This is a genomic window from Comamonas sp. MYb396 (assembly GCF_037479555.1).
Taxonomy (GTDB): Bacteria; Pseudomonadota; Gammaproteobacteria; order Burkholderiales; family Burkholderiaceae_C; genus Comamonas.
In genome coordinates this window covers 43,470-57,017 of the sequence record NZ_JBBGYU010000014.1, presented here as the reverse complement: position 1 = coordinate 57,017, position 13,548 = coordinate 43,470, and the positions used below count along the sequence as shown (strand labels likewise).

The following is a 13,548-nucleotide window of genomic DNA, read 5'->3' as shown; positions in this document are numbered from 1 at the left end:
CGCCTGCACCGCCGCGCTGGCAGCGCCACGGGCTGCGCCCAGCAGGGCCGGCTCAGCGGCCAAGGCCCCCAGGCTGGCGGTCGAAGAAGTGCTTGCAGACATGGTCAAACTCCCAAACGGTTGCGCAAACGCGGGTCGAACAGCGGGTAGAGCAAGTCCACCACCAGATTGATCAAAACAAAGGCGGTGGCCGAGATGACCACGACCGCCTGCAGCACGGCGCTGTCCTGGTTGCCGACGGCCTGCTGCGTGAGGCTCCCCAGGCCATTGAGGCCAAAGACGGCCTCGGTCACGACGGCGCCGCCTAGCAGCTCGCCAAACAGCACGCCGGCCATCGTCAGCATCGGCAGCGCGGCGTTGCCCGCCACATGGCGCAGCAGCAGCCACAGGCGCGGAGCGCCCTTGGCACGGGCCACGGCCACAAAGGGCTGGGTCAGCACCTCGTCCACATTGCGCAGCAGGATCTGCGCCAGCGGCGCGGCAATGGGGATCGCCAAGGTCAGGGTCGGCAGCACCAGGCCCTGCCATTTGCCGGGGTTGATCACGGGGATCCAGCCCAGGCGGAACGAGACCAGCTGAATCAGCACAATGCCCAGCCAGAACACGGGCACCGAGACAAACACCGAAGGCAGCGCATAGAGCGCGCCGCGCAGCCAGCGCCAAGGTGCCAGCTGGGCGAGCAGCGCCAGCACCAGGGCCAGCACCAACGCCAGTGCAAAGCCCAGCCCCGCCAGCCGCAAGGTGGGCGGCAGGCTGGTGGCCAGCCCCTGGCTGACCGGCACGCCGGCCTGCACCGAGTAACCAAAGTTGCCGCTGACAAAGCCCGTCAGGCTGTGCCAGTACTGCTGCCACACCGGCTGGTCCGCGCCATAGGCGGCGCGGATATCGGCCACCTCCTGCGGGCCTAGGCCCAGCTCGGGGCTCAAGAACTTGATCAGCAGCGCATCGCCCGGCAGCAGCTGCAGCAGCACAAAGGACGCGGTGAACGCCGCCCACAGCACCAAGAGCGCCTGGGCACTGCGCCGGGCCAGATAGGGATAGAAGGACATCGGGATGCTCCTTGCCGCTCAGCGGGGCTGCGCCTTAGCGCTTGGCCAGCCAGGTGCTGTAAAAGCTCGGGCGCCCCACCGCTTCAAAGCCCACCTCACGCACCCAGGGGGCTGCGGCAAAGGCCTGCGGCTCTTCAAAAATGGGGATCACATAGGCCTGGTCGATCAGGTAGTTCTGCACCTCGGCCGTCAGCGCCAGGCGCTTTTGGGCATCGGTCTGCGCGGCAATCGCCTCCAGCAAGCCATTGAGCTGCGGATCGACAAAGCCCTTGACCTTCTGGCTCACGCCGCCTTGCTGCAGCAGCACATTGCGGTTGGTCGGGTAGTAGTTGCTCTTGATCACATCGGGATCGGCGCGGCCCACCATGCCGGGCGCGACGGGGGTTTTTTCCGGGTCCAGGTTGTCGACGACGCGCACGCCGGCATCGCCGCTCAGCACCTGCAGCTTGACCCCCAGCTTGCCCCACTGCTGGGCCACCAGTTGCAGGGTTTCCTTGTTCTGCGGCTGGGGCAGCGAGTCATAGGCGGCCAGCACCAGCGCGCGGCCGTCCTTTTGGCGGATGCCATCGGGTCCGGGCGTCCAGCCGGCGCTGTCGAGCAGCTGCTGCGCCTTTTGCGGGTCATAGGCCAGCTTGCCCGCCAGGTTGACATAGCCCTGCGCGCTGGCGGCAATCACCGAGGTGGCCTGCGGGTAGTTGTGCGAGAACAGCGTTTGCACGACCTCCTGGGTATTGGTGGCATGCAGCAGCGCCTGGCGCACCTTCAGATCGGCGACCAGCGCGTTGTCGGGGCGGAAGACAATGCTGTTGTTCACGCCCCTTGTGGACGGCGCGTAGATGACAAACTTCTGCTCTTCCACCCGCTTTTCGTCATAGGCCTGCACCTGGCGGATCACACCGGCCTGGCCCGACAGCAGCGCGCCAATGCGCACGCTGTCCTCCGGCGTCACGATAAAGCGCACTTCATCCAGGCGCGCGCGGCCCTGGTGCGCCAGCTTCGCCGGGCCCCAGTTGTAGTCCTTGCGGGCCGACAGCAGCAGCTCCTTGCCCAGCGTTTCGCTTGCCACCACAAAGGGGCCCGAGCCAATGATCTTGGTGGCGTCACCCAGCTCGTCAAACGGGCGCTCCAGCGTCTGCAAAGCAACCAGGCCCGAGCCGATCACCGAGGTGCCTTGCAGGAAGCCCGGCGAGGGCTTGCTGAAATAGAACTTCACCGTCAGCGGGCCCAGCACCTCGCTGCGCTCGTAGTTGTTGATGACCTCGGACACCGGCAGCTTGAGCGCCTTGTTGCCGCGCCCATAGGTGTCAAAGTTCTTGGCCACCGCTGCTGCATCGAGCGGCGTGCCGTCGGAGAAGGTCACGCCCGGGCGCAGCTCGAACGTGAACTCGGTGGCCGTGTCGTTGATGGTCCAGCTCTTGGCAATCCAGGGCTGGATCTCCAGCGTCTTGGGGTCCTGGTAGGTGAGCTTGTCTGTTATCTGGTTAAGCACGCCGCCATTGGGGTAGAAGCCACCGGCTGGCGGGTAGAGGTTGGTATGCGCCTGCTGCTCCAGGTACACCAGCGCGCCACCGCTGGCGGGGCCGTTATCGGTTTTGGCGTCCGCCACACTCTCGGTCTTGGAGCAGGCCGACAGCAGCCCACCCAGCGCCAACCATGCCGCAGTCCATACCGCCAGTTTCTTGAATTTATTTGCTTTCACCACCACACACCACCCTCGCTAACCATCGGGCAACCTTGCCTGCACCGGCGCGCCAACCGCGGCCACCGGCCAGCAGCACCTTTGTTGAAAATGCCGCCATCTGGGTTTGTCATGCTAGGCATTTGGCGCGTGGCGAGAAGGTATTTTTCGGAGCATCGATATGCGCAAACCAAGGAAGCGCGCGGCCACCAGGCCCGCCGCCGCATAGAGGGTTTGCGCATAAGCACATGCGCAGCGGCTGCATATGCACATGCGATCTGCGCAGTTCACGCGCAGGCTCTCAACACCAACAATGGTCTTCGGCATGCATCACCTCCCGCCGATGCAGCACATTTCCAAGAGACTCCATGAGTGCAAGCCCTGCTACCTTGAATGACTACCTGGCTGAAAAGCGCGGCGCCGTGTTGGCCCGCGATGCCCAGATCGATGCCGGCACGGCCCAGGCCACGGCCCTGCGCGCCAGCGTGAGCGCCGAAGGGCGCAGCGGCGTGCGCCGCATCCGCATCCGCGAGCACCAGGTCATCAGCGACAGCCCGCCGAGCTTTGCCGGCTACAACCTGGGCCCCAGCTCGCCCGAGCTGCAGCTGGGCGTGCTGGGCAGCTGCGTCACCCATATCTTTCTGATCCAGGCATCGGCGCAGCAGGTACCGCTGACCAGCCTGGAGGTGGAGGTAAGCGGCGTGATCGACCCGCGCGCCGGCAAGCCCGGCCACGAGGCCACGCCGGTCTGGCCCCATGACATTGCCTACACCGTGCATATCGATTCGCCCGCGCCGCGCGCCGACATCGATGCGCTGTTTGCCGCCGTCGAGCGGACCTGCCCGATCCTGAACCTGCTGCGCCAGCCGCAGACCATCCGCGCTCGCGTTGAGCACAGCGACTCGCTGGCCCAGACGCAGAAGCAAGCGGCTTGACCCCTTCCCTCCCCTTTATCGGATCTATCCCATGGCACTGACACTTGACCACATCGTGATCGCGGTCCACGACCTCGACAAAACCATTGACGACTACGCCGCACTCGGCTTTACCGTTGTGCGCGGCGGTGAGCACCCCGGCCGCCCGACCCACAATGCGCTGGTGGTGTTTGAGGACGGCGCCTATTTCGAGCTGATCGCCTGGCGCAGCCCTGCGCCGCAAGACCGCTGGTGGCAGCTGCTGGACCAGCATGGCGAAGGCATCATCGACTTTGCGCTGCTGCCCCCCAGCACCGCCGAGGTGATTGCTGCGGCCAAAGCGCGCGGCCTGGAGCTGCAAGGCCCGCTGGATGGCGGCCGCCTGCGCCCCGATGGCGAAAAACTGCAATGGCAGACCGGCCGCCCGCACACGCATGACCTGCCCTTCCTCTGCGGCGATATCACCCCGCGCAAGCTGCGCGTGCCGGAGGGCGAAGTGCGCCAGCATGCCAACGGTGCCACCGGTGTGGCGCGCCTGACCGTCGCCGTCAGCGACCTGCTGCAAAGCCTGGAGCGCTACCGCGCGCTGCTGGGCGACAAGGCCCATATCCACGCGGCCGATGGCGGCAGCAGTGCCACCATCGCGCTGGGCAACAGCGTGCTGGAGCTGACGCAAACTGCACCGCAACTGCAAAGCAAGGGCGAAGGTCCGTTCGCGATTGCACTCAAGGGTGGCACGGGCAGCTGGGACCAGGCTGCTGCCCAGCTCGCGCATGGGGCAACCATTGCGTTTGCGAAAACGGAGCTGGCGAGCAAGGCCGACAGCAGCCTGGCCACCGCCTAGGCTTTCTGGGCGGGCCCGGCCTCAATACACATCTCGCCGGTAGCGCCCGGCCAGCGCCAGCGCATCCACCTCCGCGCCGCCCAGCACCTGGCGCAGCACGGCATCCACGCCCTGCGCCATGCCCTGCTGGCTGCCGCAGACATAGATCGCAGCGCCACGCGCCACCCAGTCGCGCAGGCGCTGCGCCTGGCGCTGCAGCAGCTGCTGCACATAGCAAGGGTCGGTGGCATCGCGGGACCAGGCGCGGTCCAAGCGCTCCAGCTGGCCAGCGGCCAGCCACTGCTGCAGTTGCGCGTCCAGCAGCGCATCCTCACCGGACTTGCGTTCACCAAACAGCAACCACTGGTCTGAGCGACCCTTAGTAATGCGTGCGCGGATATGGCTGCACAGGCCCGCCAGGCCGGTGCCATTGCCGATCAGCAGCAAGGGGCGCTCGGCGTTGTCTCCCAACCTGAATCCACTGTGCGCACGCAGCTGCATCGGCAGCACATCGCCCACAGCCATGCCCTCGCACAGCCAGCCCGATGCCAGGCCGGACGTGCCATCGGCACGTGTGCTTTGGCGCACCAGCAATTGCAGGCAGCCATCTTCGGGCACCGAGGCGATGGAGTAATCTCGGCTGCGCTGCGGATCGGCCGGCACCGCCAGCGATACCAGGTCGCCCGATTCCCACAGCGGCAAGGCGCCGGACTGCGGCTGCCAGTCAAGCAGGTACACCGGGCCGCCCTGGCTGCCGGGGTTGAGCAACTGGCGGCGGCGCAGCACCCAGGGCTGGGCGGCTTCCGGCTGGCTCCAGCCAGCGCCGGCCTGGCCGGTCAGCGATTGCAGCAGCTCGGCCGTCTGGCCCTGCCAGGCCAGCAAAGTCGCTTCATCGCCGTTGTCCATGCACAGCACATCGGCCTTGGCGCCCTGCTGCTGCAGCCACTGCTGCACGCGCAGGCCAAAGGCGCAGAAGGCCGCATATTCGCTGTCGCCCAGCGCCAGCACCTGGGCGCTATGCCCGGGCAGCGGCTGCGCCTGCTCCAGCACCTGGCGCACAAAAGGCAGGGCATCATCGGGCGCATCGCCCTCGCCGGTGGTGGACAGCAGCCAGAGGCTTTGCGCGCAGGCCTGCAAGTCGGCCAGGCGCAGCGCCTGCACCGGCCGCAGTTGGACCGCGCAGCCCCCGGCATGCAGCACCCTAGCGGTCTCATGCGCCAGGGCCTCGGCCCGGCCGGTCTGGCTGGCATAGGCCACCAGCACCGGCGCGCCCTGCTGCGTACCCGCTTGCAGCGCCAGCTGCTCCTGGCGCTCGGCCCGGCGCTGGCGCCACAAGCGCCCGGCCACAGCGGCGCACAAGAGCGCATATCCAGCCACCAAGGCGGCGGCACCTGCCACCCGCACAGGGCTTGCTATCCAATCGATCATCACTGCATGCTGCCTGCAAAACGCTGCTGCCAGGCCGGCGTCATACGGCGCAGGCCTTGCGGCTGCCCGGCATCGGGATGGCTGTGAAAGACGGCCGCCAGCTGCTGCTGCAGCGCAAAGCGCCAACCCGCCTCAGGGCCCAGCACCGTGAGCACGGTGGCCAGCGCATCGGCATGCATGCATTCGTCGTGGTAGACGGTGACGCTGGTCAGCGCATGGGCCACGGGCCGGCCAGTGCGCGGGTCCAGGCTATGTGAAAAGCGTTGGCCACCCTGCATGAACACATGCCAGTGGTCGCCCGAGCTGGCCAGCGCGCCATCGCCCAGCGGAACCACCAGCGGTTCATCACCGGCAACGCCCGCCACGGCTACACGCCAAGGCTGGCCGCCGGGTTTCTGGCCCCACGCCCTAATCTCTCCGCCAATCTCCAGCAGCGCATGCTGCCAGCCGGCCGCGCGCAAGCGCTCGGCCACCCAGTCGACGGCATAGCCCTTGGCGATGCCGCTCAAATCCAGCTGCAGGCCACCGGGCTGCAGCAATCGCCGCAGCTGCGGCTGCCACTGCAGGCGCTGGTGGCCGCAAGCCTGCAGCGCGCGGTCAATAGCGGCCTGCGCAGGCGGCTGTCCGCTGTGCGGCGCTTGCGGGTCTGCACGCGGGCCAAAGCCCCAGAGCGACACCAGCGCGCCGATGGTCGGGTCATAGGCGCCATCGCAGGCGCGAGCCCAGTAGAGGGCCGCATCCAGCACCTGTGCCAGCTCGGGTGGCAGCACGTGCCAGCTACCCGCATCGGCGGCATTGAAGCGCGAGAGGCAGGAGTCCGCCTCCCAGTTGCTCATCTGCGCGATGACGGCATCGAGCGTTTGCTGCACCAGCGCCTGGACCGGCGCCAGCGGGGCGTAGTCGGGGTTGACCAGGCGCAGCGACCAGGTGGTGCCCATCGTCGCGCCCTGCAGGCTGTGCAGGCTGCCATCCTGCGCGTGCTGCATTGCAGGCGCCCTCCAGGCTGGGGACGCAAAGGAGCGGCCGGCCGGCGCAGGGCTTGCCGGGGCAGCTTGGCCTTCCCCCCCGGCCTGGGCCTGGGGGATCTGCCAGATGCCGGCGCCATAGTGGATGCGCGGTGCCGTGCTCACAGCGGCTCCGCGTTCAGCCTGGCGCATGTCCGTTTTGCAGTCACCGGCCACTGCGCCTTAAGGCAGCACTTCCAAGGTGGCGACATAGGCCAGGCGGCGTTCCTTGGCGATGGGGGTGGAGGTCTTGTCGTCCTTGACGTCGGCATCCAGCCAGTACATGCCCGCCGTCGGGAACTTGACCTTGACCTGGCCCTGCGCATCGGTCTTGAGCTTGATCTCGTTGACGGCATCGCGGTAGCGCTTGCCATCGGGCACCAGCACCACTTCAACATCGGCAGCCGGCTTGCCATCGACGTGGAAGGCAAAGGTGGCTTCCTCACCGGCGACCAGATCGTTGGGGTGGGTGACAGGCACCAGCTCCAGGCCCTTGCCGCTCAAACGCAGGGGGCTGGGCTTGCCCATGGTCACAAAGGTTTCGATGCGGCTGATGCTTTCTGCCACGCGCACTTCCTTGGCATCGGCGGGGATCTGCTTGGCGATCTCGTCGGCGCTGCCGCGCAGCCGCTTCATCTGGCCGGCTGCATCCTTGTAGGAGCCCATGACGCCGCTGTTGACGATGGCCAGCTGGTAGGTGCCCGCTTGCTCGGGCTTGAGGTCAAACACGCTGCGCAGCTCACCCTTGTGGGCGTTCTTGGGCTCCACCGTGCTGCCATCGGGCGCGGTGATCACCAGCTTGTCCAGGCCCAGCGGGCGGTGGTTGAAGAAGAACATGTCATTGGACACGGCGGCATCGACCGTGACCCAGTCCGCCTTGGACAGCACGGTGCTCGAAGGCTTCATCCAGACGCTGTGGGCCTGGGCACCGAGGGCGGCACAGCTGAGCGCCAGCGCGGCGGCAATACGGGTGGCAGAAAACATGGGGACTCTCCTCAAAAATAGGGGTGTGTTGGATCAGGGCTTGAGTTCGAGCTTGATCTCGCCCAGCTCCGTCTTGCCCTGGGCCGACAGGCTGGTGGCCTGCTTGGCGGGCCACTCAAACGGAATGCTCAGCAGCTCGCGGCCACCGACTTCGCGTGCGGCCTCGATCTGCAGCTTGTACTGGCCCGGCTCCAGCTTGGGCAGCGGGTTGCTGCCTTCGGAGAAGGACAGCGCATGCTTGCCTGCCGGCTTGGTCGGCTGGGTCACGCCATCGATAGGCACGCTCAGCTCGCGGCCTGTGCGGCGCCACCACTGGCGCATGTCCTTGAGCCATTTGGCGCCTTCGGCATCGCGCTTTTTCACCTCGTACCAGACCGACAGGTTGGCGGCCACTGTTCCATCGGCACGCTCCAGCCAGACGGCCACATAGGGGCGGTGGTATTCGGCCACCTCCAGGCGTGGCAGCTCAACGCCGACATTCAGCCCACCGGCAACGGCCGGCAGCCCGGCCACCGCCGTCAAGGCCACGGTGAAACGCGAAACAGTGCTTGTCATGTGCTCTCCTCAGAAAAAGTCGGTGCGGGTGTCGTCAGTGCACCAGCAGCAGCGCCAGCAGCGCCGGGACCAGCAGCCCCAGGCCCACCATGGGCCAGGTCATCGGGCGGCGGCCTGCATGCATCTGCAAAATGAACAGACCGGTGATGCAGAACACCAGGCAGGCGCCCGCAAAAATGTCGATGAACCAGGTCCAGGCCAGGCCCGCATGGCGGCCCTTGTGCAAATCGTTGAAGTAGGAGATCCAGCCCCGGTCGGTGGATTCATGCTCGGCCTGCCCATCGCCCAACGCAATGCGCACCCAGGCATCACCGCCTGGCCGGGGCAAGGCCACATAGACCTCGTCCTCACTCCACTCCACCGCACGCTGGCGGGTGTCGGCGCCCAGCTCTGCGCGCAGCCAGCCTTGCACATCGGCGGGCAGCGCCTGTGCCGTGTCTGCGGCCTCTTTATGGCTTGCGGCCGCCTTTTGCAGGCCCTGCAGCAGCGGCGCGGGCAAGGTCCCCTCGCGCAGTACCACGCTGGGCTTGGCCTCTATCTGCCCGGCATGGTTGAGCGTAAAGCCCGTCACCGCAAACAGCAGCATGCCCACCAGGCAGATGGCGGAGCTGACCCAGTGCCATTCATGCAAGGTCTTGAGCCAGTAGGCCCGCTGCGAGGAGGAAGACGCGTTGGCTTTCATGCGGAGAGAGGCAGGTTTCGGGCCCAGCAGCGGGGAATGCCTACGCCGGGCAAAAGCAGGGATTTTAAGGAAAATAAATGCTAATGACTCTCATTTTCAAATACTTTACCCAGTGGAGACATGGGCAGGGCTCAGGTCTCCGCCCACATGCGCAGCAGGTTGTGGTAGTGGCCCGTCAGGGCGACGGTGTCTTGCGTCTCGCCCAATTGGTTGCGCAGCCGCTGGATGCTCTGGTCCAGTTCAAACAGCATCGTGCGCCGCGCATCATCGCGCACCAGGCTCTGGGTCCAGAAGAACGAGCTGACCCGCTCACCTCGCGTGACCGGCTCAACCCGGTGCAGGCTGGATGAGGGGTAGAGGATCAGGTCGCCCGCGGGCAGCTTTACCTCGTGCATGCCATAGGTATCGACCACCACCAGCTCGCCGCCGTCATAGTCCTCGGGGTCGGAGAGGAACAAGGTCGATGACACATCGGTGCGCAGCCACTGCGCCTGTCCGGCCTCGCGGCGCGCCGCGCCGTCCACATGCAGGCCATAGGTCTCGGCTTGCGCATAGCGGTTGAACAGCGGCGCCATCGTGCGCGCGGGCAGCGCGGCCTGGAAGAACAGCGTATTGGCCGCCAGCGCGCGTTGGATGATGCGGCCCTGCTCCAGCGCCACGGGCGAGGTCTCGGGCAGTTGCCGGTTGCGCTTGACCTGCGCGCCCTGGCAGCCAACCGTGACACGGCCGTCTATCCAGTCGGCAGCGTCGATGGCCGCGCGCATGGCGGCCACCTCGTCGCGCGTGAGTACATGGGGAATGTGCAGCATCATGGTGAGAGCTCCTCCATGAAAAAAAGCCCCGGCAGACGCGGGGCTGGTACCCAAAAAGACGAATTAGAAACTAAAGTTCGCCGTCACGCGCGCCGAGCGTGGAATACCGGGGAAGTAGCGGTAGCCGCTCTTGTTGATGGCCGCCACATAGCGCTTGTCAAACAGGTTGTAGACGTTCAACTGGATATCCACGTTCTTGTTGATGCGGTAGCTGGCCAGTGCGTCAAACACCCAGTAGGACTCGGTAAAGTTGGGCGTGCCCACGGCACCATCGGTGCCGCGCTTGAGGCCGCTGGAATAGCGTGCACCACCGCCGATGGTCAGGCCCGAGGAGAACTGGTAGCTGCTCCACAGCGACAGCGCATTCTTGGGCGTGTAGGTCAGGCCGCTGGATCCGTCCTGCGCCACGTTGGCGCCCGTGGCCACCTTGGTGTTCTGGATGGTGTAGCCCGCAGTCACACCCCAGGCGGGGGTGATCTGGCCGGTGGCACCCAGCTCCAGGCCTTGCACCGTCTTCTTGCCGGTCTGGTTCACCGAGCCATCGGAGTCGGTCACGATCTCGTTGGTGATCTCGGTACGGAACAGTGCGCCGGTCAGCAGCACCCGCTTGTCAAGCAGCTCCCACTTGGTGCCCACTTCGGCCGTCTTGGCCTTTTGCGGGGCCAGGTTGGGATTGCCGGCATTGTTGCCCACCGCAGACAGCGTAAAGTTGCTGCCGCCCGGTGGTTGCTGCGACAGCGCATAGTTCACATACACGCTGCCGTTGGGTGCGGGCTTGTACAGCAGGCCGGCCTTCCAGCTCAGCAGATTGCCCGAGGCCTGCAGGCCATCCGACGTGGTGGGCACCACGGTGCCAGCCGGGTTGGCGCCGCAAGGCTGGGTGGTGGAGGTGGCCGTGCAGACGGCCATCGCGTTGTACTTGGTCTTGTAATGGTCCCAGCGCAGGCCCATGTTGGCCTGCCACTGGTCATTGAACTGCAAGGTGTCAAAGGCATACAGCGCGACGGTGTCGGTCGTGCCCTTGCTGTCCGCACCGTTGCGCGAATAGGAAGGCAGCGACACGCTGGAATCCGGGTTGTAGATGCTGACCGTGGGCACCGTGCCCGTCGTCGCCAGGCCGTAGTTGGTTTGCTCCTCGCGCGTCAGCTCCAGGCCGGTGCTCAGGCTGTGCTTGATCGAGCCGGTCGCAAAAGCCGTGGTCAGGTTGGTCTGGTTGGTCAGGATGCGGTTGACCTGGTCCTTGGTATTGATGTTGCGCGACATCGTCCAGGTGGCGGGATCAGCCGGATTGGGCGTCAGCAAGGAGCCTGGCGTCCAGGCGCCAGTGGTGGCGTTCTGCGAATAGCCGGTGGCCATGAAGGCCGACAGCAGGTAGTTCTGCTTGGTCTGGCCCCAGCGCGTGGTGTTGCGCAAGGTGGTGCCGGGCGCAATGTCATGCTCCAGGCGCAAGGTAGCCATGTCGGCAGTCACATCGTCGTGGTCCGAGGCCGTGCCGTAGAAATTGCTCGAATCCACGCGCGATGCGCTGTTCAAGAAGTTGCGGTAGCCGGGGTAGTTGCTGCGGTCGGGCGCACTGTAGCCGGGCAGGCCCATGGTCAGTACACCGCCATCGGGCACATTGCTTTGCTTGACGTGCAGCAGGTTCAGGAAGACGCGCGTATCGGTGTTCAGACCAAAGGCGAACGATGGCGCCAGGCCCCAGCGGTCGTTCTTGACCTGGTCACGGCCAGCAACCCCGGCATCCTGCACCATCGCATTGAGGCGGAATGCCGTGCCGTTCTCGTGGCTCAGGCTGCGGTTCAGATCGATGGTGCTGCGCTTGTAGCTGCCGCTGCCAAAGCCCAGCGAGCCGCCAAAGCTGTCGGTCATGTTGGGCTGCTTGGTGACCATATTGATCGCGCCGGTGGGCGCGCTGCGGCCGTAATCGGTGCCGGCGGGGCCCTTGGTCACTTCGACCTGGTCAGTGTTGAACACATCGCGCGACAGCGCGCCGACGTCGCGCACACCGTCCACATAGATGCTGCTGGACGTGTCAAAACCGCGCATGTAGATGGCATCGCCCGTGCTGGTGTTGCCGTTCTCGCCCGCGTAGAAAGTGCCCACGCCGGGCACATTGCGCAGTGCCTCGGTCAGGGTGGTGGCGCCCTGCTCCTTCATCACCTGCTCCTTGACCACCGAGATCGTCTGCGTGGTGTTCACCAGGGGCTGGGTGAACTTGGGCGAGGACAGCTGGCTGGGCTCATAGCCGGTCTCACGCGGCGCCTCCACCGTCACTTCTTTCAACGTCACGGTTGGTGCGGGCGCGGACGCGGGTGCGTTCTGCGCCAAAGCCGGCATACCCAGTACCGCGATGGCAGTCGCAGCCACCAGTCCTGCCGTAGGGGCAGGAACAGCAGCTCCATGTTTGCGACTTTTGATATATGTATTTGGTTTTGTCATAAACGAGGAAAGCAAAGTAAAGAAAACGCTTGCAGATCCATCGGCTTGGAGGAAGAAACCCGTCCAGACCGCAGAACATGAGCAAGCGCTAACTCGCAATGATAACGATTCTCGTTATTAATTTCACTTAGCTTTCGCCAAACCCCGCCTTCTGTCGCGATGGGGCAACAGACCGATGACCTGGCATCGCTGCTGACGACGCCAGTCGTTCCATCGCACGGGGGCAGCAGGCGCTGCGGTCGCCGAGGTGCGGCCATGCGAGAATCCCCGGCTGGCTCAGCCCAGACCCTGTCAAAGCCATTGCATGTCCTCCACAATGCCAGTCATTCATCCGGCCCAGGCGTTCTGGCGCGACCCGGCCCTGCCCTTTCTTTGTGGAAAGCCGCCGCGCCAGCCAGAGCCGGGCCTGCTACAAGCCGCACCACCACCCGAGCTTTTCCATCGGCGCGGTCGATGGCGGCCACAGCGTCTTCACCGGCGCGGAGGCCGGCCCCGTCCGGCTGTCGCCAGGCGCCCTGGTCTTTGTGCCGGCCGAGCGTGTGCATGCCTGCAACCCTGCGCCCGATGCCGCCTGGAGCTACCAGATGCTGCACCTCGATGCCGCCTGGCTGCAGGCGCTGCGTGCGGAATACGCCGACCCGGCCAGCATGGCCAATGAGCCAGTGCGCATCGTCAATGACCCGGCCCGCTACCAGCGCTTCTGCCAGCTCAATGCCCAGTTGTTCTCCCAGGCCGACGTGGCCGACAAGGAAGCCAGCCTGGTCGAGTTCATCGGCGACCTCGACAGCCAGCAAGGCCTGCACCTCCACGCCCTAGCGGTACCAACGCAATTGGCGCGGCAGATCCGCCCGGCGCTGGACTGCCTGCGCGCCAGCCCCTGCGCCAGCGTGCCACTGCACCACTTGGCAGCCCTGACAGGCATGAGCCGCTACCAGACCATCCGCGCCTTTCGCAAGGCAACGGGCATGGCGCCCCATGCCTGGCAGCTCAACCAGCGCATCAATCTGGCCAAGCAGCAGCTGCGCGGGCCCGATGGCATTGCGGCAGTCGCGCAACAGCTGGGCTTTGCCGACCAGGCGCATTTTCAGCGGGTGTTCAAGGCGCATACCGGCGTCACGCCAGGCTGCTTTCGCAAGACGCATTAGAGCCGCTAACACAACCCTTGATACGTCGTTGCCTC

At 65.8% G+C, this 13,548-nt stretch carries 13 protein-coding genes; 3 read left to right on the top strand and 10 right to left on the bottom strand.

Annotated features, from left to right (window positions below; genetic code table 11):
• Positions 1 to 104: 104 nt before the first annotated feature.
• From WH265_RS23685 to WH265_RS23675, 3 genes are all read right to left on the bottom strand, one after another.
• A complete protein-coding gene (locus WH265_RS23685; protein WP_339559864.1) occupies positions 105 to 1,049 on the bottom strand; it encodes an ABC transporter permease in 945 nt (314 codons plus the stop codon).
• Positions 1,050 to 1,083: 34 nt separating this feature from the next.
• Entirely contained in the window at positions 1,084 to 2,748 is a 1,665-nt protein-coding gene (locus WH265_RS23680; protein WP_445228575.1) for a TIGR04028 family ABC transporter substrate-binding protein, read from the bottom strand.
• A 114-nt stretch (positions 2,749 to 2,862) separates the two neighbouring features.
• Positions 2,863 to 3,054, bottom strand: a complete 192-nt coding sequence (locus tag WH265_RS23675) for a hypothetical protein (protein ID WP_339559863.1) — start codon at positions 3,052 to 3,054, stop codon at positions 2,863 to 2,865.
• Positions 3,055 to 3,095: 41 nt separating this feature from the next.
• Between WH265_RS23675 and WH265_RS23670 the strand changes: the two genes are divergently transcribed.
• The gene (locus tag WH265_RS23670) at positions 3,096 to 3,662 is read left to right on the top strand and encodes an OsmC family protein (protein WP_021025282.1); all 567 of its coding nucleotides are present in this window, start codon (positions 3,096 to 3,098) and stop codon (positions 3,660 to 3,662) included.
• 31 nt (positions 3,663 to 3,693) lie between these two features.
• Positions 3,694 to 4,485, top strand: a complete 792-nt coding sequence (locus WH265_RS23665) for a VOC family protein (RefSeq protein ID WP_339559862.1) — start codon at positions 3,694 to 3,696, stop codon at positions 4,483 to 4,485.
• 21 nt (positions 4,486 to 4,506) lie between these two features.
• Here WH265_RS23665 and WH265_RS23660 read toward each other — a convergent pair whose 3' ends face one another.
• The 7 genes from WH265_RS23660 to WH265_RS23630 form a co-directional block, all read right to left on the bottom strand.
• A complete protein-coding gene (locus WH265_RS23660; protein WP_445228574.1) occupies positions 4,507 to 5,892 on the bottom strand; it encodes a sulfite reductase subunit alpha in 1,386 nt (461 codons plus the stop codon).
• Positions 5,892 to 6,878 (bottom strand): FAD:protein FMN transferase, encoded by a 987-nt coding sequence (locus WH265_RS23655; protein ID WP_445228576.1) that lies wholly within the window; start codon positions 6,876 to 6,878, stop codon positions 5,892 to 5,894. Before WH265_RS23655 ends, WH265_RS23660 begins: the two co-directional genes overlap by 1 nt.
• Before the next feature lie 201 nt (positions 6,879 to 7,079).
• Positions 7,080 to 7,880: a DUF4198 domain-containing protein gene (locus WH265_RS23650; RefSeq protein ID WP_021027981.1), complete on the bottom strand. Its 801-nt coding sequence runs from the start codon at positions 7,878 to 7,880 to the stop codon at positions 7,080 to 7,082.
• Between the two features lie 33 nt (positions 7,881 to 7,913).
• Positions 7,914 to 8,435 (bottom strand): DUF2271 domain-containing protein, encoded by a 522-nt coding sequence (locus WH265_RS23645; protein WP_339533709.1) that lies wholly within the window; start codon positions 8,433 to 8,435, stop codon positions 7,914 to 7,916.
• Positions 8,436 to 8,469: 34 nt separating this feature from the next.
• Positions 8,470 to 9,117 carry a PepSY-associated TM helix domain-containing protein gene (locus WH265_RS23640; RefSeq protein ID WP_339559859.1) on the bottom strand — a complete coding sequence of 216 codons (648 nt, stop codon included), beginning with the start codon at positions 9,115 to 9,117 and terminating at the stop codon, positions 8,470 to 8,472.
• A 131-nt stretch (positions 9,118 to 9,248) separates the two neighbouring features.
• Complete coding sequence (locus WH265_RS23635) at positions 9,249 to 9,929, bottom strand: Fe2+-dependent dioxygenase (RefSeq protein ID WP_339559858.1); 681 nt, start codon at positions 9,927 to 9,929, stop codon at positions 9,249 to 9,251.
• Positions 9,930 to 9,992: 63 nt separating this feature from the next.
• A complete protein-coding gene (locus WH265_RS23630; protein ID WP_339520188.1) occupies positions 9,993 to 12,368 on the bottom strand; it encodes a catecholate siderophore receptor Fiu in 2,376 nt (791 codons plus the stop codon).
• A gap of 374 nt (positions 12,369 to 12,742) precedes the next feature.
• Here WH265_RS23630 and WH265_RS23625 point away from each other — a divergent pair, with 374 nt between their 5' ends.
• Positions 12,743 to 13,513 (top strand): helix-turn-helix transcriptional regulator, encoded by a 771-nt coding sequence (locus WH265_RS23625; RefSeq protein ID WP_339559857.1) that lies wholly within the window; start codon positions 12,743 to 12,745, stop codon positions 13,511 to 13,513.
• Positions 13,514 to 13,548 lie beyond the last annotated feature (35 nt).

Excerpts from the sequence above, each read along its gene's own strand:
- WH265_RS23685 (WP_339559864.1), bottom strand. The coding sequence starts at position 1,049 with ATGTCCTTCTATCCCTATCTGGCCCGGCGCAGTGCCCAGGCGCTCTTG.
- WH265_RS23675 (WP_339559863.1), bottom strand. The coding sequence starts at position 3,054 with ATGCCGAAGACCATTGTTGGTGTTGAGAGCCTGCGCGTGAACTGCGCA.
- WH265_RS23670 (WP_021025282.1), top strand. The coding sequence starts at position 3,096 with ATGAGTGCAAGCCCTGCTACCTTGAATGACTACCTGGCTGAAAAGCGC.
- WH265_RS23665 (WP_339559862.1), top strand. The coding sequence starts at position 3,694 with ATGGCACTGACACTTGACCACATCGTGATCGCGGTCCACGACCTCGAC.
- WH265_RS23660 (WP_445228574.1), bottom strand. The coding sequence starts at position 5,892 with ATGATCGATTGGATAGCAAGCCCTGTGCGGGTGGCAGGTGCCGCCGCC.
- WH265_RS23655 (WP_445228576.1), bottom strand. The coding sequence starts at position 6,878 with ATGCAGCACGCGCAGGATGGCAGCCTGCACAGCCTGCAGGGCGCGACG.
- WH265_RS23650 (WP_021027981.1), bottom strand. The coding sequence starts at position 7,880 with ATGTTTTCTGCCACCCGTATTGCCGCCGCGCTGGCGCTCAGCTGTGCC.
- WH265_RS23645 (WP_339533709.1), bottom strand. The coding sequence starts at position 8,435 with ATGACAAGCACTGTTTCGCGTTTCACCGTGGCCTTGACGGCGGTGGCC.
- WH265_RS23640 (WP_339559859.1), bottom strand. The coding sequence starts at position 9,117 with ATGAAAGCCAACGCGTCTTCCTCCTCGCAGCGGGCCTACTGGCTCAAG.
- WH265_RS23635 (WP_339559858.1), bottom strand. The coding sequence starts at position 9,929 with ATGATGCTGCACATTCCCCATGTACTCACGCGCGACGAGGTGGCCGCC.
- WH265_RS23630 (WP_339520188.1), bottom strand. The coding sequence starts at position 12,368 with ATGACAAAACCAAATACATATATCAAAAGTCGCAAACATGGAGCTGCT.